6 protein-coding genes are annotated in these 21,018 nt (G+C 73.6%); all 6 read right to left on the reverse strand.

The genetic code is table 11. From position 1 onward, the window contains the following. Positions 1–2 precede the first annotated feature (2 nt). The 6 genes from ACZ47G_RS32555 to ACZ47G_RS32580 all read right to left on the reverse strand — a co-directional run bounded on the left by ACZ47G_RS32555 (position 3) and on the right by ACZ47G_RS32580 (position 20,767). Positions 3–1,169, reverse strand: a complete 1,167-nt coding sequence (locus ACZ47G_RS32555; protein WP_465749035.1) for a 4-hydroxybenzoate 3-monooxygenase — start codon at positions 1,167–1,169, stop codon at positions 3–5. Positions 1,170–1,231: 62 nt separating this feature from the next. Then, complete coding sequence (locus ACZ47G_RS32560) at positions 1,232–3,577, reverse strand: glycoside hydrolase family 3 protein (protein ID WP_465748910.1); 2,346 nt, start codon at positions 3,575–3,577, stop codon at positions 1,232–1,234. Further along, positions 3,574–5,733, reverse strand: coding sequence for an aminodeoxychorismate synthase (gene pabB / locus ACZ47G_RS32565; protein ID WP_465748912.1), 2,160 nt, complete (start codon positions 5,731–5,733; stop codon positions 3,574–3,576). Before pabB ends, ACZ47G_RS32560 begins: the two co-directional genes overlap by 4 nt. Beyond that, on the reverse strand, positions 5,726–7,303 hold the full coding sequence (locus ACZ47G_RS32570; protein ID WP_465748914.1) for an FAD-dependent oxidoreductase: 1,578 nt from the start codon (positions 7,301–7,303) through the stop codon (positions 5,726–5,728). The genes pabB and ACZ47G_RS32570 overlap by 8 nt, the downstream gene beginning before the upstream one ends. Next, positions 7,300–8,541: a macrolide family glycosyltransferase gene (locus ACZ47G_RS32575; protein ID WP_465748916.1), complete on the reverse strand. Its 1,242-nt coding sequence runs from the start codon at positions 8,539–8,541 to the stop codon at positions 7,300–7,302. The genes ACZ47G_RS32570 and ACZ47G_RS32575 overlap by 4 nt, the downstream gene beginning before the upstream one ends. Before the next feature lie 34 nt (positions 8,542–8,575). Further along, positions 8,576–20,767 carry an SDR family NAD(P)-dependent oxidoreductase gene (locus ACZ47G_RS32580; RefSeq protein WP_465748918.1) on the reverse strand — a complete coding sequence of 4,064 codons (12,192 nt, stop codon included), beginning with the start codon at positions 20,765–20,767 and terminating at the stop codon, positions 8,576–8,578. Between the last annotated feature and the right edge of the window lie 251 nt (positions 20,768–21,018).

The raw sequence follows: 21,018 nt of genomic DNA on the forward strand, positions 1-21,018 counted from the left end.
CGTCAGCGGCGTGCGATACCCGCGTACTGCTCGGCGAAGGCCGTCGCCTCGGCGGTGGATGACAGCAGGCGCTCGAACCGCGCCCTGCGCAGCCGGCGGTCGAAGACCGACTCGTCCGGCGCGGCGTGCATCAGGGTGGTCATCGAGGCCGAGAACTGCTGGCCCTGCCACGCCCGGGCCACGGCGGTGGCCGAGTAGCCGTCCAGGGCCTCCCGCCGGCCGTGGGCGTACCAGCCGGTGAGCGCCTCGGCGAGGTGCCGGGCGTCGGCGACGGCCATGTTGAGCCCCTTGGCGGCGCTCGGCGGGACGATGTGCGCCGCGTCGCCGACCAGGAAGAGGCTGCGGTACTGGAACGGCTCGGCGACGAAGCTGCGCAGCGGCACCATGACCCGCTCCATGATCGGCCCGGTCGGCAGGGTGCCCTGGCCGCCGGTGAGCCGGAGGTCCAGCTCCCGCCAGATCTCCTCGTCGCCGCGGTCGTCGACGCCCTCGCCGGGCGGCACCGACAGGTAGAGCCGGCTGACCGTCTGCGAGCGCATGCTCTGCAGCGCGAACCCGCGGTCGCCGACAGCGTAGATCAACTCGGGCGACAGCGGCGGGGCGGCGGCCAGCACCCCGAGCCAGGCGAACGGGTAGGTCAGCTCGTGGCCGACCAGCTCCGTACGGGGCACGGCCCGGCGGCTGACCCCGTGGAACCCGTCGCAGCCCGCGATGAAGTCGCAGCTCAGCTCGGTGAGCTGACCGTCGATGGTGCAGACGACGCGCGCACCGTCCGCACCGACCGACGCGATCCGCACGTCGTCGACGTCGAAGTGCGGACCGGACTCGTCGCCGTGCGCGGCCAGCAGGTCCTTGACGACCTCCTGCTGGCCGTACATCCACACCGAAGCGCCGCAGAGCTCGGTGAAGGGCATCCGGTGCACCGCGCCGTCGAGGCGCCACTCGAAGCCCTCGTGCACCAGGGCCTCGCGGTCGAGCCGTTCGCCGACCCCGGCCTCGCGCAGGACCTCGACCGTCCCCTGTTCCAGGAGTCCGGCGCGGATCCGCTTCTCCACGTGGGCGCGGCTGCGCTGCTCCAGGACGACCGAGTCGATGCCGTTCAGCCGGAGCAGCCGGGCGAGCAGCAGGCCCGAGGGCCCGGCCCCGATGATGCAGACGGGGGTGTGCAGCGTTCGACCCGGTGAGGCCCCCGGCGAGGCCCCCGGTGAGGTCCCCGGTGAGGTCGGCGAGGTCACCGTCCGACCTCGCCCGAGGCCGCGACCCGCACCTCGGCGGTGAGCCGGACGTCCGCCGAGGAGGCGCCGACCTGGACGGAGCGCGGGCCGGCGCCGACGGTCCAGGCGCGGGCGTCGGTGTCCCAGTGCTCGAAGCACCGGGCGGCCAGCTCGACCTCCACCCGGGCCGACTCGCCCGGCTCCAGCCGGGCGGAGGTGTATCCGGCGAGGGCCCTGGGCGCCTGGTCGACGCCGGTCTCGGGGGCGGCACCGAGGTAGACCTGGGCGATCTCGCGCCCGGCCCGCTCACCGGTGTTGCGGATGGTGAACGCGACCCGCAGCGTGCGGCCCTCGGCGGTCAGTTCGAGGTCCTCGTACGCGAAGGTGGTGTAGCTGAGGCCGTGGCCGAACGGGAAGAGCGGCCGGTCGCCGTGCTGGTCGTGCCAGCGGTAGCCGACGAACAGGCCCTCGCTGTACTCGACGCGGCCGTCGGCGCCCGGGTAGCGCAGCGGGTCGCCGGAGACGGAGGTGTGGTCGGCGTCCACCGGGAAGGTCTGGGTGAGCTTGCCGCTCGGGTTGACGTCGCCGAACAGCAGGGCGTCGGTCGCCTCGGCGCCCATCTCGCCCGGGTACCAGACGTCCAGGACGCCGGCGACGAGGTCCCGCCAGGGCATCGGCACGGACGAACCGGTGTTCAGGACGACGACGGTGTTCGGGTTGGCCTTCGCCACCGCGGTGACGAGCTCGTCCTGGAGGCCGGGCAGTCCGAGTTCCGGACGGTCGATCAGCTCGGCGAGCTCGTCGTAGACGAAGACCAGCGCGGCCTCGGCGTCGCGGGCCGCCTCCGCCGCCTCCTCGATGTCGGTGCGGGCCTGCTGCGGGGTGACCCAGCCGAGGGTCAGCTTGACCGGGTTGCTCGGCACCGGCAGGGCCGACAGCACCAGCTTGTAGCTGCCCGGTTCCAGGTCGAGGGTCATGCCCGCGGTGTCGCCGAAGGAGCTGCCGGCGAAGACCCTCGGGTGGCCCTCCAGGTCGATCGCCGCGTAGCCGCCGAGCGCGGTGACGGCGATGCGGTAGCGGCCGGGCGTCTCGATGGTGAGCCGGCCCTCGTAGAAGTAGTTCGGCTCGGTGGAGGGGCCCGCGGGCACCTCGCCCTCGCGGAACGGCGGCTGCAGCGCCGACTCCGGGATCGGGCGGCCGGCCGGGTCCTCACCGACGCGGAACTCGACCCGGTCCTCGCCGAGGCGCTCGCGCAGCACGTCCAGGGGGGTGGCGGCGGCCTCGGGCACGACCAGCGCGCTGCCGACACCGGCGGTCTTGGGCACCGCCGCGGCCAGCCCGATGACCGCGAGGCCCTTCTCGCGGAGCCGGTCCTCGCTCAGCGGCAGGACGCCGCGCGGGTTGTGCAGCAGCACGGAACCGGCCTGGGCGACCTCCAGGGCCAGGGCGCGGCCGCGCTCCGCGTCCCGCTCGACGGCGGGGCGCCCGGCGGGGTCGAGCAGGCCGAAGCGGGCCATCTGGCCGAGGATGCGGGCGACGGAGCGGTCGAGGACCTTCTCGTCGATCCGGCCCTCGGCGATCGCCTCGGCCAGCGGTGCGCCGAGGTGCTTGCCGTCGGGCATCTCCTGGTCGAGCCCGCGCTCGATGGCCGCGGTGTCGTGCACGGCGTCCCAGTCGGACATCACCCAGCCCTCGAAGCCCCACTCCTCGCGCAGCAGGGTGTCGAGCAGCGGCGCGTTCTGGCAGCTGAAGTCACCGTTGACGCTGTTGGTGGCGCCCATCAGGGCACCGGCGCCGGCTTCCACCACCGACTGGAAGGCGGGGAGTTCGATCTCCCGGAGGGTCCGCTCGTCGACGCGCACGTCGACGACCATCCGGTTCTCCTCCTGGTTGTTCGCCACGAAGTGCTTCGGCATGGCGATGACGCCCTGCGACTGGATGCCGACCGTCACGGCCGTGCCGATCGCGGTGACCAGCAGCGGGTCCTCGCCGTACAGCTCGAAGTTGCGACCGCCGTACGGCTGGCGCAGCACGTTGAGCATGGGGCCGATGAGGACGTCCTGGCGCTTCGCGAGGGCCTCGTGGCCGAGGAACTCACCGTAGCGGGCGGCGAGTTCGTCGTCGAAGGCGCAGGAGAGCGCGATCGGTGCGGGCAGCGCGGTGGTGGTCTTGCGCTTCATCCGCACCCCGGCGGGGCCGTCGGTCATCCGCAGCGGCGGGATGCCGAGCCGCGGGACGCCCGGGATGTAGCCGGACTGGCCGAGCTTCTCGGGGTCATCGGCGCCGTGGACGAAGGAGAGCTTCTCCTCCAGGGTCATCTCGGCGATCAGGGCGTGGACGTCGACGGGCGCTTGCGTGGTCATGCGAGTTCACTTCCGTTGGTGTCGGCGGGGGCGGCGGCCGGCACGGTGACCCGGGGCCGGGGGGCGCGCAGGGCGCGGGCGGGCGCGCTGGCCTTGAGGAGCATCTCGTCGTACTCCTCGTCGGGGTCGGAGTCGAGGACGATGGCCCCGCCCGCGCCCAACTGCCAGTGCTCACCGGTGCGGACCATCGTGCGGATGACGATGTTGAGGTCGGCGCTGCCGTTGCAGGCGAGGTAGCCGATGGAGCCGGAGTAGATGCCGCGGGCCCGCTGCTCCAGGGACTCGATGATGTCCAGGGTGCGCAGCTTGGGCGCGCCGGTCATCGAGCCGCCGGGGAAGCAGGCGCGCACGCAGTCCATGGTGTCGGCGTCCGCCTTGAGCGTGCCGCGGATGGTGGACACCAGCTGGTGGACGGTGGCGTAGCTCTCGGCCGCCATCAGGACCGGGACCTCGACGCTGCCGAGTTCGCAGACCCGTCCGAGGTCGTTGCGCAGCAGGTCGACGATCATCAGGTTCTCGGCGCGGGTCTTGGCGCTGGAGACGAGCTCCGCGCGGGCGGCCTCGTCCTCGGCCGGGGTGGCGCCGCGGGGGGCGGTTCCCTTGATGGGCTTGGCCTCGGCCACCCGGTCGGCGGTGATCTTCAGGAAGCGCTCGGGCGAGGAGCAGGCCACGTCGATGCCGTCGAGGTGCAGGTAGGCGGCGTACGGGGCCGGGTTGAGCCGGCGCAGCCGGCGGTAGGTCTCCCAGCCGCCGTCGGTCGCCGGCACCTCGGCCACGTTGGTGAGGCAGATCTCGTAGCTCTCGCCCTGGAGCAGGTACTCCTGGCTGGCCTTGACGTCCGCGACGTAGTCCGCGCGCTGCTTGGCGAGGTACGGCTCGACGGGGGCGGCGGGGGCGGCGGCGGGCTCGGGGAGGCTCCGGAGGCCCTCCAGCGTCTCCGCGGTCCCGGCGAGCCAGGTCTGCGCCGCCGCCCGGGTGGTCCCGTCGGTGGAGAGCGCCAGCAGGTAGGTGCGGTCCTGCTCGTGGTCGACGGCGAGGAACCGGTCGGCGAACAGCCAGACGGCGTCCGGGGTTTCGGCGGTGTGGCGGTTCTTGGAGCCGCAGTCGGCCTTGAGCTCGTAGCCGAAGTAGCCGACGTACCCGCCGGTGAAGTCGAAGGGCAGTGGCGGCGCGTCCACCACCCGGCGCTCCGACTCCCGCTGGAGGTAGTCGAAGACGGTCCCGGCGTGCACGGCCGGGGCGGCCGGGGCGGCCGGCCCGTCGACCACGACGGCGCGCTCGTCGACGCGGTAGCGCACCGTCTCGGCGAGCGGGCCGGCGGCGTCCCCGAGGAAGGAGAACCGGGACAGGCCCCGCTCCACCCGGGCGCTGTCGAGCCAGAAGGCGTTGGTGGAGCCGGAGTAGAGCGCCTCGAACGCCGCCTCGGTGTCGACGGCCCGGTCCAGCTCGCGGACCTGGACGTGGTACCGCTGCTGCCCTGCCGGGGCCTGCTCGTGGACGGATGCCGACGGCGCGGCGGACGGCCCGACGGACGGCCCGACGGACGGCGCGGCGAAGGAGCGGCGCCCCCCGGCCGCCGTGGTGAGGTCGCGGAAGTTGGCCATCATCCGCAGCCCGTGCTCGGTCTCGATGGACTCCGGGTGGAACTGCACGCCCCAGCGGGGCAGCCGCCGGTGCCGCAGCGCCATGATCACGCCGTCCTCGGCCCGGGCGATGGCTTCGAGGTCCTCCGGCAGCGGCTCGGCGACGCACAGCGAGTGGTAGCGCACGGCGCCGAACTCCCGGGGGATCCCGGCGAAGAACGCGTCGCCCTGGTGGGTCACCCGCTCGACGTGCCCGTGGCGGGCCTCCGGCGCCGGCACCACCCGGCCGCCCTCGGACACCGCGAGGCCCTGGTGGCCGAGGCAGACGCCGAGCACCGGGGCGCTCGCCCGGCGCAGCACGTCGAGCGAGATGCCGAAGTCGCGGGCGCGGGCCGGGTGGCCCGGGCCGGGGGAGATCACGATGTTGTCGAACCCCTCCAGGTCGGGGAGTTCGGCCGCGTCGTTGGTGACGACGACGGGCTCCTCGCCGTTCACCTGCCCGAGGAGGTGGAACAGGTTGTAGGTGTACGAGTCGTAGTTGTCTATCAGCAGCGTCCGCACGGTCTCATTCACTTCGCGCTGGAGGGGTGGAGTGGCCGGTGAGCCGGTCCAGGTGGTCAAGGCATTCCTGTGGCCGGTCGGCCGGGACGAGCCGGGCGAGGTGGCCGTCGGGGCGCACCAGGGCGATCAGCGGGAGCGGGCCGAAGCCGGCCCGCAGCCGGGCGCGTCCGTCGTCGGTGAGCCGGGCGAGGTCGTGCACGGCGGTCCGCTCGCCGAACGCGGCGCGGGCCCGCTCGGTCACGGCGGTCCAGTTCTCCGGGAGGCCCTCGCCCGGCCACAGCAGGGCGGTGTGCGCGCTCCGGTCGAGCACCGGGGAGCCGGGCTCGCTGCGGGAGGCGTGGAAGAACGGCACCCGGTCGCCGACGGTCAGTCGGCGCTTCAACTGCGAGCGCCACAAGGGTTCTTCGGATTCAGCATAGCTCAGTCCGAGCTGACTCATCAGGGGGGCGGCCACCTTCCGCAGGAAGCCGGAGCGCTCGGCGGCCACGACCGCCTCGTCGCGGCGCGCGGCGTCCTCGGGGGTCTGCGGCGCCGACAGCTCCATCTCGGTGCGGATGACGGTGCGGACCTGCTCCACCGCCTGCCGGCGCTCCCGGTCGTAGCTGTCGAGCAGGGCGTCGCTCCAGCCGTCGCGCACCACGCCGGCCAGCTTCCAGCCGAGGTTGACGGCGTCCTGGAGGCCCAGGTTGAGCCCCTGTCCGCCGAGCGGCACCACGCTGTGCGCGGCGTCCCCGACCAGGATCACCCGCCCGTCCCGGAACCGTTCGGCCACGCCGGGCCGCGGGAAGTAGGTGCGCTTCCACAGCGGTTCACCGAGTTCGTACGGCAGGCTGGCGCGCTGTTCGACCATCTCCTGCCAGTCGGCGAGCGGCCGGTCGGACCAGTCCGGCTCGCCGGGCAGCACCACGGTGGCCAGCCGGCACACCCCGTCGGGCAGGTGGACCAGCGGCAGCATCCCGGTCTCGCCGTAGTGGTACTCGACGCCGGACACGGCCGGCCCGCTGATCGGGAAGTCGCCGAGCGAGATGCCGAGCGGGAACGGCAGGCCCGGGTACGGGATGTCGAGCAGGCGGCGGGTGGGACTGCCGGCGCCGTCGGCTCCGATCAGCCACTGCGGCTCGGCCTCCTCCAGGGTGTCGTCCGCGTGGCGCAGGACGGCCCGGGGCAGCGGCCCGGAGTTGTCGAGCGCCTGGAGCTCGGTGCCGCACTCGACCCGGCCGCCGAGTTCGGCGAGGCGCGCCCAGAGCAGGTCCTCCAGCTCGCGCTGGACGATGCCGAGCCCGAACGGGTAGGCGGTGTCCATGCCGTGCATGGGGACGGTGCCGAGCCGGCGGCCGCGGGAGAAGAAGCTGACGTCGGTCGCGGGGCGGCCACGGGCGACCAGTTCCGCCGCGATGCCGGTCTTCTCCAGGAGTTCGAGCACCCGCGGCCAGATCATCACGGCCCGCGAGTGCGGGTCGCTCTCCTCCAGCGAGGGCTTGCTGTCGATCAGCCGGACCGGAACGCCCTGCTGCAACAGGTCGCAGGCGAGCAGCGAACCGACCGCTCCCCCACCGACGATGAGGATCTCAGGAGTGCTCATCCCGCCACCACCTCTCCTTCCGTGCGGCCCAGGTGCCGCTCGATCGCCTCCGCCGCGGCCACGGCGCCGCCCGCCTCGTGGACCTGCCGGCGCATCCCGGCCATCCGGGCCGAGATCCCGGGGTCGGTGCTGACCGTGCGCACCGCGTCGCGCAGACCGGCGGGGGTCACCGCCGAGGGGTCGATCCGCAGGCCCAGGCCCAGCTCGGCGACCCGGTCGGCGATGATCTCCTGCTCGACCATCTGCGGCACCACCACCATGGGCGTCCCGAAGGACAGCGCCTCCATCGTGCTGCCCATGCCGCCGTGGGTGACGAAGGCGGACGCCTCGTCGAGCACGGACAGCTGGGGCACGCTCGCGTGCACCTCGACGTTCGGCGGCAGCGTGCCGAGCTCGGCGGGGTCGGTCTGCGCGCCGATCGACATGACCACCGAGAACTCGGTGCCCTCGAAGGCCTCCAGGCAGCCGCGGTAGAACCCGGTCGCCCGGTTGAACACCGTGCCGAGCGAGACCAGGACCAGCGGGCGGCCGTCCTCGGCGCGCCGCCACCGCTCCTGCGCCTGTTCCTGTGCCTGTTCCTGCGCCGCCCGGTCGCCGAGGCTCGGGCCGACGAAGCGGTAGTGCGGGCCGAACGCGGCCTGCTCGGGCTGGAACGCCCGGGGCAGGAAGGCCAGGTTGAGCTCCTCCTCGAAGTCCATGAACTCCTCGGTGGCGGTGTCGCCGAGCCCCACCGCGGTCAGGAACTCCCCGAGCCGGCGGTCGAATTCGGCGCCGTTGGCCTCGTGGGCCGCGGAGCGGCCGGTCCGGGCCAGCATCGCGTCCATCAGGGCGAAGCCGCGGCTGGAGGCGATGCTGGGGAAGAACTGCACGGAGCGGCAGCCCCAGCGGCGCGCCAGCGCCCGGCCGACGAACGGCACCGTGTTGTCGTACACGACCAGGTCGGGCCGCCGGTCGGCGAACTGCCGCTCGGCGAGCGCGATCCGGTCCGTGCTGCCGTACAGGAAGAAGAGCGGCAGCGCGCTCAGGTCGTTCTCGGCGAAGGCGCGCGGCGACTGGCCGGAGGAGGTGGCGACGTCGTAGCGGCACACCGTCGCGCCGAGCCGGACGAGCCGTTCCTCGAACTCCTTCGTGGTGAAGTACGTGACCTGGTGACCGCGCGAGACCAGCTCCGCGACGATGCCGAAGGTCGGCGATACGTGGCCGTGGGCGGCCACACTGAAAAATGCGATATGGGCCATCAGTGTTCCTCAGGGTTTCGACCGGCGGGGCCGGTCAGATCCCGATCTCCCCGTCCAGGATTTCGAACAGCTCCTCGTCGGTGACGTCGTCATGGACGTCCGACTTCTTCGTGGTGCCGCCCAGTCGGGCCAGCAGGGCGCGCAGCCGTTGCTCGGCGTACCGGCCGGTCGCCGAGTCCGGCGCGGCCGCGCGCAGTTGTGCCTCCAGTTCGTCGAGCCCGCGGATCACCGGCTGCGCCGGGGCGTCCTCGCTCTCGCCCAGCTCCTCGTCGAGGTGCCCGGCGAGCGCGGCGGGGGTGGGGAAGTCGAAGACCAGCGTGGGCGAGAGCTTGAGCCCGGTCTCGGCGCCGAGCCGGTTGCGCAGCTCGACGGCCGCGAGCGAGTCCAGGCCGAGTTCGCGGAAGGACCGCTCACCCGGCACCTGGTCGCCGCCGCGGTGCCCGAGCACGACCGCCGTCTGCGCGGTCACGAGGTCCGTGAGCAGCCGTCGGCGCTGGACCGGGTCGGCGGCCGCGAGGCGCTCGGCCAGTCGCTCGGCCGGTGACGGCCCGCCGGCCGTTCCCGCCCGCCGGGGCGCCGGGGTCTGCGTGGCCGGACGGTCCGCCCGCCGCGACTGCCGGGCCGCGACCAGGTTCCGGTCACCGGGCCCGTCCAGCGCGCGGTCGAGCAGCGCCAGCGCCTCCTCGTTGGTCATCGGAACCGTGCCGTGGCGGGCCATCCGGGCGATGGCCTCGGCACCGATCCGACCGGCCATGCCGCGCTCCTCCGCCCACGGGCCCCACTGCAGCGAGAGGGCCGGCAGGCCGAGCGAGCGGCGGTGGTCGGCGAAGGCGTCCAGGAAGCCGTTGGCCGCGGCGTAGTTGGCCTGTGCCGGGCTGCCGTGCACGCCGGCCGCCGACGAGAAGAGCACGAAGGCGTCCAGGTCGTGCCCGGCGGTGACGGCGTGCAGGGCGAGCACGCCCTCGGCCTTCACCCGGACGACGCGGGCGAACTGCTCACGGCTGAGCGAGCCGAGCGCGCCGTCGTCGACGACACCCGCCGTGTGGAACACGGCCCGGAGCGGCCGGTCCTCGCCGAGGCCCGCGACGACCTCGGCGAGCGCGGACCGGTCGGTGACGTCGCAGGCCGCGAGGGTGACCCGGGCCCCGAGCGCGCGCAGGGTGTCGGCGAGTCCGGCGTGCTCCGGGTCGTCCGCCCGCCTGCTGAGCAGGACCAGGTCCGTCACGCCCCGGCGGCGCACCAGGTGCTCGGCGACGACGGCGCCGAGACCGCCGGTGCCGCCGGTGATCAGCACGGCTCCGTCGGCCGCCTCGGACGTGACGTCTTCGGCGGGCTCCGCTTGTTCGGCGGGGCTGAGCCGTGGTGTCAGCAACCGTCCTTCGCGCAGCACCACCTCACGCGCCGGGACGGCCAGGGCCGAGGCCAGCGCGGCCGGCGACCTCGGGTCGCCGTCCAGCTCCACGACCTGGAACTTGCCGGGGTGCTCGGACTGCGCGGTGCGCAGCATCGCCCGTACGGCGCCGGACGTGGTCCCCGGTTCGCCGGTCACCACCAGGGTGAGGCGGGCTTCGTCGTACAGGCCGCCGTCGATCCACTCCCGCAGCAGGGTCGCGGTCCGCCAGACGGCCTCGACCGCGTGCTCGCCCGACTCGTCCGTGCCCAGCGGACCGGACAGGTCCAGGAAGCGTACGACGGCCTCCGGCAGCAGGAACGAGTCCTCCAGGGCCGCCAGGTCCTGGTGGTGCTCAGCGGTGACTCCGCTTCCGTCGAGCGCGCGGGTGAGTCCCGCCGGGTCCGCGCCGAGGACCGCGACGGACCCGGCGAAGGTCCCGGCGTCCTCGACCGGCTCCAGGACCTGGGCCAGGAGCTCGGCCCCGGACTCCGCGAGGTCCTGGGGGCGGACCCGTCGCAGCGTCAGCGAGTCGACCACCGCGACGGTGCCGCCGGCCTGATCCGTGACGTGGAGCGCGAGTACGTCCTCGCCGATCCGGCGCAGCCGGACCCGGGCCCCGGCCGCTCCGGGCCGGTACACCGTGACACCCTGCCAGACGAACGGCAGCCGACCGGCCGCGTCCGACGAGCCGGGCGAATCGACGAATCCCGTGTGCAGCGCGGCGTCGAACAGCGCGGGGTGGAAGACGAAGCGCTCCGGCTCCTGCTCGGAGGCCGCCGCGAGGGCCACCTCCGCGAAGACGTCGTCGCCACGCCGCCAGGCGGCCCGCAGGCCCCGGAAGACCGGACCGTAGTCGAAGCCCATGTCCACGGCGCGGCCGTAGGCCTCCTCGGCCGCGACCGGCTCGGCGCCCACGGGCGGCCAGGTGAGGTCGGTGACGGGTTCCTCGCCGTGTTCCTCCACGAGCACACCCGCCGCGTGCGTGGTCCAGCCGCCGTCCGAGTCCACCGGACGGCCGTACACGGTCACCGACCGGCGGCCCGGCTCGTCGAGCGGCCGGACGGCCACCTGGACGTCCACCGCCGAGCCTCCGGACAGCCGCAGCGGCGCCTGCACGGTCAGTTCCCCGAGAGTCGGGCTGCCCACCGCGCGACCGGCGTGCAGCGCCATGTCGACGAAGGCCGTACCGGGCAGGATCGCCGTGCCGTTCACCACGTGGTCGGCCAGCCAGGGGTGCGTACGGACCGACAGCCGCGAGCTGTACAGGACCTCCTCCGAATCGGCGCGGGCGATGCCGCCGCCGATCAGGGGGTGCGCATCCGGCCCCTGCGGCACGCCGACCGGACGCGGGCGCGGCCAGTAGCGCTCCGGCCGGAAGGGGTAGCCGGGAAGGCCGGTGGCGCCGGTGACGGGCCCGAAGTAGGCGGGCCAGTCGACGGTGACGCCCCAGCAGTGCAGCGCGCCGAGAGCGGCCGCGAGGGCCTGGCCCTCGGGGCGGTCGCGGCGCAGGAGGGAGGCGAAGACGTGGCCGTCGGTGTCGGTGTCGGTGTCGGTGAGGCACTCCTGGGCGAGTGCGGTCAGGACGCCGTCCGGGCCGAGCTCGACGAAGCGGGTCGCGCCGAGCCGGGCCGCGGTGCGGACGCCGTTGTGGAACAGCACCGCCTGGCGGACGTGACGCACCCAGTAGTCGGGGGAGGTCAGCTCCTCCGTCGTGGCGAGCGCGCCGGTCACGTTCGAGACGATCGGGATCCTCGGCTCGGACGCCGCCAGAGCGCTCACGACCGCGTCGAACTCGGCCAGCATCGGCTCCATCAGCGGCGAGTGGAAGGCGTGGCTGACCGACAGGCGCTTCGCCCGGTGACCGGCCGCCAAGGCCTCCTGCTCGATCGTCTCGATCGCTTCCGCGTTGCCCGAGAGGACCACCGAGCGGGGGCCGTTGACGGCCGCGACATCGACCAAGCCGGTGAAGCCGTCGAGGAGTTCGGCGGCCGTCTCAGTCGTGACGGCCACCGCGAGCATCGCGCCACCCGAAGGCAGCGCCTGCATCAGCCGGCCACGCGCGGCCACCAGCGCGGCGGCGTCCTTCAACGAGAACACCCCCGCCACATGGGCAGCGACGACCTCGCCTATCGAGTGGCCCAGCAGCAGGTCCGGCGTCACGCCCCAGGACTCCAGCAGCTGGAACAGCGCCACCTCCAGCGCGAACAACCCCGCCTGTGCCCACACCGTCCGGTTCAGCAGCTCCGCGTCCGCGCCGAACACGACGTCCCGGACCGAGCCGTCCAGGTGCCTGTCCAACTCCGCGCAGACCGCGTCGAACGCGCCCGCGAACACCGGGAACGCCCCGTACAACTCCCGGCCCATGCCCAACCGCTGGGACCCCTGACCGGTGAACAGGAACGCCGACTTCCCACCGGGCGCCGTGCCGTGGGTCTCCACCTCCGCCAGTGCGGCCAGCGCCTGCGCCCAGTCGTCCGCGACGACGGCAGCGCGGTGTTCGAAGGTGGTCAGGCCCACCGCCAGCGTACGGCCGACGGCAGCGGAGCCCAGTTCGGGCCGGGCCGCGAGGTGCTCGCGCAGTTGCTCCGCCCGCGCGCGCAGCGCCTCGGGCGTCTTCGCGGAGAGGATCCACGGCACCGCCGGGGTCTGCATCGCACCTGCCGTCTCGGTCAACTCCTCGACCTGCGGAGCCTGTTCGAGGATCACGTGCGCGTTGGTGCCGCTGATGCCGAACGAGGACACCCCCGCACGACGCGGACGCCCCGTCTCCGGCCAGTCCCGGCGCTCCGTCAACAGGCGCACCTCGCCGGCCGACCAGTCCACGTGCGGCGACGGCGCATCCACGTGCAGCGTCCGCGGCAGCACCCCGTGCCGCATCGCCTGCACCATCTTGATCACACCCGCCACACCGGCCGCGGCCTGGGTGTGGCTGATGTTGGACTTCACCGAGCCGAGCCACAGCGGACGGTCCTCAGGGCGCCCCTGCCCGTACGTGGCCAGCAGAGCCTGCGCCTCGATCGGATCCCCCAGCGAGGTACCCGTACCGTGCGCCTCCACCGCGTCGACCTCATCGGCCGCCAGCCGTGCACCGGCCAGGGCCTGCCGGATCACCCGCTGCTGCGCAGGGCCGTTCGGCGCCGACAGGCCGTTCGAGGCGCCGTCCTGGTTCACCGCGGTGCTCCGGACCACCGCCAGCACCTGGTGCCCGTTGCGCCGCGCGTCCGAGAGCCGCTCCAGCAGCAGCAGACCAACGCCCTCGCCCCAGCCCGTACCGTCCGCACCGGCCGCGAACGCCCGGCACCGCCCGTCCGCCGACAACCCGCGCTGACGGGAGAAGTCGATGAACGAACCCGGCGTCGACATCACGGTGACGCCGCCCGCGAGGGCCAGCGAGCACTCTCCCCGCCGCAGCGAGTCCGCGGCCAGGTGCATGGCCACCAGCGACGAGGAACACGCGGTGTCCACCGTCAGCGCCGGACCCTCGAAGCCGTAGAAGTAGGAGAGCCGCCCCGAGGCGACGCTCAGCGCACCACCGGTGCCGAGGTACCCCTCCAGCTCCTCCGCGGACTGCGCGACGAGCGCGGTGTAGTCCTGGCCGTTGGAGCCCACGAAGACACCGGTACGGCTACCGCGCAGGGCACCCGGCAGGACGCCCGCGGACTCGAACAGCTCCCAGGAGGTCCGGAGCAGCAGTCGCTGCTGCGGGTCCATCGCCAGGGCCTCACGCGGCGAGATCCCGAAGAACCCGGCGTCGAACTCGGCGACGCCGTCCAGGAACGCGCCTCCGGAGGTGTACGTCGTCCCCGGAACGCCCGGGTCGTCGTCGAACAGCCCCGCCAGGTCCCACCCCCGGTCCTCCGGGAAGGGCCCCACCGCGTCCGTACCGGCCAGGACCAGGGCCCACAGGTCCTCCGCCGACCGCACGCCACCCGGGAAGCGGCAGGCCATGCCGACGACGACCACCGGATCGGCGTCGTCCACCGCGGTGCCCGCCACCGGGGCCTGCGCCGCCTCGGCGGAGCCGAACAGCTCGTCGCGGAGGAAGTCCGCCAGTCCTGCCGGGCTCGGGTAGTCGAAGGCGAGCGAGGCCGGCAGCCGCAGCCCGGTCGTCGCGACCAGCCGGTTGCGCAGCTCCACCGAGGCGAGCGAGTCGAAGCCCAGCGCGCGGAACGACCTGTGCGGGTCGATGTCCTCGGCGGAGCGGTGCATCAGCAGGTCGGCGGCGTGCGTGCGGATCAGCTCCGCCAGGGCGGAGCGCTGCTCGGCCGGAGTACGGCCCGCCAGGGTCCCGGCGAGCCCGGTCGGCTCGGCGGCGAGCGCGGCGGGCGCGGGGGCCGCGCCGACCAGGGCGCGCAGCAGCGAGCGCCGAGCGGCCGCTCCGTGCGCCTGGGCGTAGCGCTCCCAGTCGATGTCCGCCGCGAGAACAGCGGTCTCGCCGTACTGGATCGCGCCGTCGAGCACGCGCAGCGCGCTCTCCGGACGCATCGGGCGGAAGCCGGTGCGGCGCATCCGCTCGCGCACCACCTCGTCGGTGGCGGCCATGCCCTCGCCCGCCCAGGCGCCCCAGGCGACGGCGGTGGCGGGGAGTCCCGACTGCCGGCGCTGTTCGGCGAGTGCGTCCAGGGCCGCGTTCGCCATGGCGTAGTTCGCCTGACCGGCCGCGCCGACCACGCCGGCGAGCGAGGAGAAGAGCACGAAGGCGGAGAGGGGCAGGTCGCGGGTCAGCCGGTCCAGGTGCAGGGCGCCGTCCGTCTTGGCGGCGACCACGCGCTGGAGGCGTTCCGGGGTCAGGGCGGTGAGCACGCCGTCGTCCAGGACGCCGGCGGTGTGCACCACGGCGGTCAGCGGGTGCTCGGCCGGGATCGCGGCGAGCAGTGCGGCCACCGCCTCCCCGTCACTGACGTCGCAGGCGGCGATGGTGACCCTGGCCCCGAGCTCCGCCAGCTCGGCCGCCAACTCGGCGGCGCCCGGGGCCTCCTGGCCCCGACGGCTGGTGAGTATCAGGTGTTCCGCCCCGGCCCGGGCCAGGCGACGGGCGACATGGGCACCGAGCGCGCCGGTGCCCCCGGTGACGAGGACGGTCCCGGAGGGAGCCCAGCGGTTCGGTTCCGCCCGCTCCTCCCAGTCCGCCCGGACCAGGCGGCGGGCGTAGGCCGCCTCGGGCCGGATGGCGACCTCGTCCTCGGCCACCGCGCGCAGCAGCAGGGCGGAGAGGCGACGTGCGCCCTCGGCGTCCAGCCGCTCCGGGAGGTCGACGAGCCCGCCCCAGGTGTCGGCCGCCTCCAGGGCGGCCACCCGGCCGAGACCCCAGAGCTGCGCCTGCCGGGTGCTGACCGGAGCGTCCGGTCCGCCGACGCCGACCGCACCCCGGGTCGCCAGCCAGACGGGGGCCTCGGAACCGGTGTCCCCGAGCGCCTGCAGCAGCGCCACGGCGTTCAGCGGGGCGAGCTCACCGCGCAGCAGCGCGAACACGCCGGTCGGCGTGGCCTCGGCGGCCAGCTCGGCCAGGGCGGCGCCGAGGGCCGTGCGGTCCGCCGCCTCGGAGGAGAGGGACAGTCGGAGCACCCGGGCGGCCGTGCCGTCGAGCATGGTCAGGCAGTCCTGGGTGAGCGCGTCCTCGGTGTCCGTGACCAGGAGCCAGGTACCGGACGGCTCCGGCGCGGGGACCTGCGCGAGCGGCTCCCAGCTGACGCGGTAGAGCAGGTCGCCGGGCTCGGACGGGCTTCCGGCCACACTCTTCATCGGCGTCGCCGGCCAGTAGCGGGCGGCCTGGAAGGGGTACGTGGGCAGGTCGACGCGGTGCGCGCCCGAACCCTCGTACAAGGCGGGCCAGTCGACGGTGACGCCCCAGCAGTGCAGGGCGCCGAGGGCGGCCGCGAGGGCCTGGCCCTCGGGGCGGTCGCGGCGCAGGAGGGAGGCGAAGGCGTGTCCGTCGGTGTCGGTGTCGGTGAGGCAGTCCTGGGCGAGTGCGGTCAGGACGGCGTCCGGGCCGAGCTCCACGAAACGGGTCGCACCCAGCTGGGCCGCGGTGCGGACGCCGTCTCGGAACAGGACCGCCTGGCGGACGTGACGCACCCAGTAGTCGGCGGAGGTCAACTCCTCCGCCGTGGCGAGGGCACCGGTGACCTTGGAGACGATCGGGATCCTCGGCTCGGCCGCCGACAGAGCGCTCACGACCGCGCCGAACTCGGCCAGCATCGGCTCCATCAGCGGCGAGTGGAAGGCATGGCTCACGGACAGCCGCTTGACCCGGTGACCGGCCGCCGAAGCCTCCTGCTCGATCGTCGCGATCGCCTCGGCGTCGCCCGAGAGGACCACCGATCGGGGGCCGTTGACAGCCGCGACATCGACCAGGCCCTCACGGCCCGTGAGCAGTTCCCCAGCCGTCTCGGGCGTGACCGCCACCGCGAGCATCGCACCACCCGAAGGCAGCGCGTGCATCAACCGGCCACGCGCCGCCACCAGCGCGGCCGCGTCCTCCAACGAGAACACCCCCGCCACATGCGCGGCCACCACCTCACCGATCGAATGCCCCAGCAGGAAGTCCGGCACCACACCCCACGACTCCAGGAGGCGGAACAGCGCCACCTCCAGGGCGAACAGCCCCGCCTGCGCCCACACCGTCCGGTTCAGGACATCAGAGTCGTCGCCGAACACCACCTCGCGGACCGAACCGTCCAGGTGCTTGTCCAGCTCCGCGCAGACCGCGTCGAACGCGCCCGCGAACACCGGGAACGCCCCGTACAACTCCCGGCCCATCCCCAGCCGCTGGGACCCCTGACCAGTGAACAGGAACGCCAACTTCCCACCGGAAGCGACGGACTCCACCACCTCCTTGGCCTGACGCCCCTCGGCCAGCGCCGCCAACCCCCGCAGCAGCCCCTCACGGTCCGCCGCCACCACCGCCGCCCGCCGATCCAGCACGGCCCGCGTGGCCGCCAGGGAGTAGCCCACGTCGGTCACGCTCAGCGAGCTGTCCGCCGCGACGCGGACGGCCAGTCGCGCGGCCTGCTCCCGGAGCGCGGCCTCGTTGCGCGCGGAGAGCACCGAGACCGGCGGCACCGCCCCCGTGCCCCCCGGAGCAGCCGACTCATCGCCCTGCGGCGCCTGTTCGAGGATCACGTGCGCATTGGTGCCGCTGATACCGAACGAGGACACCCCCGCACGACGCGGACGCCCCGTCTCCGGCCACGCCCGCTCCTCGGCCAGCAGCGAGACCTCACCCGCCGACCAGTCCACGTGCGGCGACGGCGCATCCACGTGCAGCGTCCGCGGCAACACCCCGTGCCGCATCGCCTGCACCATCTTGATCACACCCGCCACACCGGCGGCCGCCTGGGTGTGCCCCAGGTTCGACTTCACCGACCCCAGCCACAACGGCCGGTCCTCCGACCGCCCCTGCCCGTACGTGGCCAGCAACGCCTGCGCCTCGATCGGATCCCCCAGCGAGGTACCCGTACCGTGCGCCTCCACCGCGTCGACCTCGTCGGCCGCCAGCCGTGCACCGGCCAGGGCCTGCCGGATGACCCGCTGCTGCGCAGGGCCGTTCGGCGCCGACAGGCCGTTCGAGGCGCCGTCCTGGTTCACCGCGGTGCTCCGCACCACCGCCAGCACCTGGTGCCCGTTGCGCCGCGCGTCCGAGAGCCGCTCCAGCAGCAGCAGACCAACGCCCTCACCCCAGCCCGTACCGTCCGCACCGGCCGCGAACGCCCGGCACCGCCCGTCCACCGACAACCCGCGCTGACGGGAGAAGTCGACGAACGAGGTCGGCGTCGACATCACCGCGACGCCGCCCGCGAGAGCCAGCGAGCACTCGCCCCGCCTCAGCGAGTCCGCGGCCAGGTGCAGCGCGACAAGCGACGACGAACACGCGGTGTCCACCGTCAGCGCCGGACCCTCGAAGCCGTAGAAGTAGGAGAGCCGCCCGGAGAGCACGCTGCCCGCGAGGCCGGTGCTCAGGTAGCCCTCCACTCCGGGCTCCTCGATGAGGCGGATCGCGTAGTCGTGGTACATCTGCCCGGCGAAGACGCCGGTGCGGCTGCCGCGCAGCGTTTCCGGGTCGATGCCGGCCTGCTCGAAGAGCTCCCAGGAGGTCTGGAGCAGCAGTCGCTGCTGCGGGTCCATGGCCAGGGCCTCGCGCGGCGAGATCCCGAAGAACTCGGCGTCGAACTCGGCCACTCCGTCCAGGAACCCGCCCTGCGAGGCGTACGTGGTTCCGGCCGTGTCCGGGTCTTCGTCGAACAGCCCCGCCAGGTCCCATCCCCGGTCCGCCGGGAAGGGCCCCACCGCGTCCGTACCGGCCGTGACCAGGTCCCACAGGTCCTCCGCCGACCGCACGCCACCCGGGTACCGGCAGGCCATTCCCACGAGCACCACCGGATCGCCGTCGTCCACGACCACGTCCGCCCCAGTCACCGCGACCTGGCCCGCCTCTCCCGCACCGAACAGACCGTCACGGAGGCACCGGGCCACGGCCCGCGGGGTCGGGTGGTCGAAGGCGAGCGAGGCGGGCAGCCGCAGCCCGGTCGCGTTCTGGAGCCGGACGCGCAGCGCGACGGACGCCACGGAGTCGAAGCCCAGCGTGCGGAAGGGCTTGCGCGGGTCGAGCGAGCCCGCTGCCGCGGTGCCGAGGACGGCGGCGCACTCGGCGGCCACCAGGTCCAGCAGCCGGAGCTCGACCTCGCGGTCGCTCAGGCCACGCAGCTCGTCGCGCAGTCGGGCGCGCAGCTGGGCGAGGACCTCGGGGGCGGACTCGGCCGCGACACCCCGGAGCGGTGCCTGGACGTCGACGGCCGAGGCCCGGACCACGGGCGCGTTCTCGATCAGTGCCGCGTCCAGCGCGTCGCGCAGGCCCTGCGCGCTGACCTCGTTCCCGGCGCCGAGCGAGACCGCGGTTTCTCCCGCACCGGCGAGTTCGCGGGCCAGCTCGTCGAAGGGGTCCGCCTCCTCGGCTCCGGTCAGCAGGACGAGGACGTGCCCGTCCCGGCCCGCCGTCGCGCGCCGCAGTGACTCGGCGTCACCGGGCTCGCAGCACTCGACCACCGTCTCGACGCAGCCGTGCGCGGAGCGGAGGTGCACCGCCAGCTCCTCTGCGCGCGCCGTGGCGCCGGCGTCGGCGAGCAGCAGGACGGGCTTGCCGTGCACGGGGCTCCGGTCGTCCGTCGGCAGGGAGGCCGGCAGGGAGACCGACAGAGAGGCTGGAAGCGCTGGGGAGTCGGGGGAACCTGTGGACTCGGGGGAACGGAAGGTCAGGCGTCCGTAGTGGATCCCGGTGTTCGCCAGCAGCCGGGAACCGTCGGCGCCGACGAGTCGGCGGACGGTCTTCCCGGACGGCGTGCGCGGGATCCGGTCGGTGAGGTGCAGTTCCGCCGGGACCTTGAAGTAGGCGAGGCGGTCGCGGAGCCGGGCGACCAGCTCGGCCACCGCCAGCGGGTGTCCGGGCTTCGGCACGAGGTAGGCGACCGGCACCTCGCCGAGCAGGCTGTGCTCGCGGCCGACGACCGCGACGTCCGCGAGTTCGGCGCTCGCGCGGATCGCGTCCTCGATCTCGGCGGGGTGCATGTTCTCCCCGCCGCGGATGATGAGTTCCTTGAGGCGCCCGGTGATGCTCACGAAGCCCTCGGCGTCCTGGCGGCCCGTGTCACCGGTGCGGTACCAGCCCTGGTGGAGGGCCTCGGCCGTCCGCTGCGGATCGTTGTGGTAACCCGTCATCAGACTGGGGCTCCGGACCCAGATCTCGCCCTCGTGGCCGGTGGGCACTTCGAGGCCGGTCTCCGGATCGGTGATGCGGACCGTCACACCGGGGACGGGCCGGCCGCAGGAGCCGGGCACCCGGTCGCCGCCGAGCGGGTTGCAGGTGATGACGCCGGTGGTCTCGGTGCTTCCGTAGCTGTCGACCAGCTGGACGCCGAAGGTGTCCCGGAACCGGGTGCCGAGGGCGGCGCTGGTGAGCGCACCGGCGACCAGGAAGGCCCGCAGACCACTGAGGTCGAGTTCGCCCTCGGGGACGGAGTCCAGCAGGTAGTGGCACATCGTGGGCACGGCGGCCATCAGGGTGTAGGAGGAGCCGCCGAGTTCGGCGACGATGTCGTCGGGGGCGAAGTCGGCCGCGATCCGGGCGGTCGCTCCGGCCGCCGTCACCCCGAGGACGCAGAGGTTGAAGGCGAAGCTGTGGTGCAGCGGCAGCGGCCAGAGCAGCCGGTCGCCCGGTCCGATGTCCAGCACGGCGGCGTAGCCGTTGACGGCTGACCACAGGCCCGCCTGCTGGGTGGAGAGAACGCCCTTGGGGGCACCCGTCGTTCCGGAGGTGTACAGCATCCAGGCGATGTCGTCCGGCCGCAGACCGTCCGGTGCCGGAGCGCTCGGTTCGTCTGCGCTCATTCGCCGGTAGTCGTGGACGTATCCGCCCCCTCCGGGGCTTTTCTGATCGTCCGTCACGACGATGAAGTGGAGGTCGTCCCGAAGGCCCTCCAGGCGGCGGATCCGCTCGAAGTTCGATTCCTCGGTGACGACGAGCGCGGCCTCGGAGTCGCCCAGGATATGCGCGAGCTCGCGGTCGCTCGCATGCGGATTGACCGGGACCACGACGAGCTCCGCGCGGGTCAGCGCGAGGCAGCTCTCCACCATTTCCACCCGGTTGCCCAGGCACACCACAGCACGCCCGAGCCGGGCGATTCCGAATTCGGCGATGTGGCCGGCCAGTCGCGCGGTGGACGCCTCCAGCTCTCCGTAGGTCACACTACGTGCCTGGTCAGAGTAGGCAATGACATGTGCACGCTCAGCCGCGTGCGCCCGGAGAGTCTCCACGACGGAACGGACAGGGATAGCCGACACGGCTGACTCCCAATCAGAAAAGGACGCGACTCGGCCCGATGACTCCGGGGCAGCACGAAGAAAGGCCCTCTTGAGCGCGTTCCCCCGTACAGCATCGCGTAGAGCTGATGATCTTTCGTCGGCGACGATATAGGAGGGGGAAGGCCGAGATCAATGGCCTTGTTGCGAGCGTCACACCGGCCGTCGTTTTCTCCCCCCACCACAAAGAATGACGCCATGTCAGATATCCAGGCGGCATAGTTACCCACTGT

This window comes from Kitasatospora sp. NPDC030952, assembly GCF_055571335.1.